This is a genomic window from Bradyrhizobium sp. Leo114 (assembly GCF_055229415.2).
The window spans coordinates 1-904 of record NZ_JBUYEN020000178.1; the positions used below are offsets into that span (position 1 = coordinate 1).

The following is a 904-nucleotide window of genomic DNA, read 5'->3' on the forward strand; positions in this document are numbered from 1 at the left end:
CGCCGGCCAGCTGGAGGCGGTGAGCGTTATGGACGAGGCGATCCAGAATGGCGTCGGCGAGCGTGGGATCTCCGATAACTTCGTGCCATGAGTCCACGGGAAGTTGGCTGGTTACGATGGTCGATGCGCGGCCATGGCGGTCCTCGAGGATTTCCAGTAGATCGCGCCGCTCGGCGACGGTGAGCACCGACAATCCCCAATCGTCCAAAATCAGAAGCTGGACGCGGCCAAGGGTTTTGAGCAAGCGGGCATAACGTCCATCTCCCCGCGCGAGCGCCAACGCTTCGAACAATCTTGGGACGCGATGGTAGAGAACCGAGCGATTGTCGCGGCAGGCCTTGTGACCGAGAGCACAGGCTAACCAGCTTTTGCCCAATCCGGTCGCCCCGGTTAGAAGAAAATTCTCGTGGCGATCGATCCAGTCGCCGCTGACGAGCTTGGCGAAGACGGCCCGGTCGATACCCCGCGGCGTGCGCAAATCGACGTCCTCCACGCAGGCATTCTGGCGAAGCGCGGCCAGCTTGAGGCACGTGGTGAGCCGCCTGGTGTCACGTTCTGCGGCTTCCCGGTCGACCAGCAGGCCGATGCGATCTTCGAACGGCAAGGCTTCGAGATCAGGTGATCGTCGCTGCTCCTCAAAGGCCTTGGCCAAGCCGCCCAAGCCGAGCTCGATCAGGCGTTCGTGGGTGGGATGGTTGAGCATACAGGTCTCCTTGGCTTCAGTGGAAATAATCCCAGCCGCGGATGTTGCCGTGGCGCAGGGGTTGGTGTTCGGAGGGTTCGTCGAGAAAGGTGCGATCCAGGCCGTTCTGGAGGATGGAGCGGATCGAGGCGACGGATCGTGCCTTGATCAGAATGCCGCGCCGGCAGGCCGCGTCGACGCGCTCGGCGCTGTAACTTTTGG

The 904-nt window shown here is 62.5% G+C and carries 1 protein-coding gene and 1 pseudogene; both read right to left on the minus strand.

Annotated features, from left to right (window positions below):
- The coding region (istB, locus tag ACZIRK_RS45255) for an IS21-like element helper ATPase IstB (protein ID WP_474419844.1) at positions 1 to 703 on the minus strand (703 nt) is incomplete at its 3' end.
- 16 nt (positions 704 to 719) lie between these two features.
- Positions 720 to 904, minus strand: a pseudogene (locus ACZIRK_RS45260) (IS21 family transposase); the annotation flags it as partial.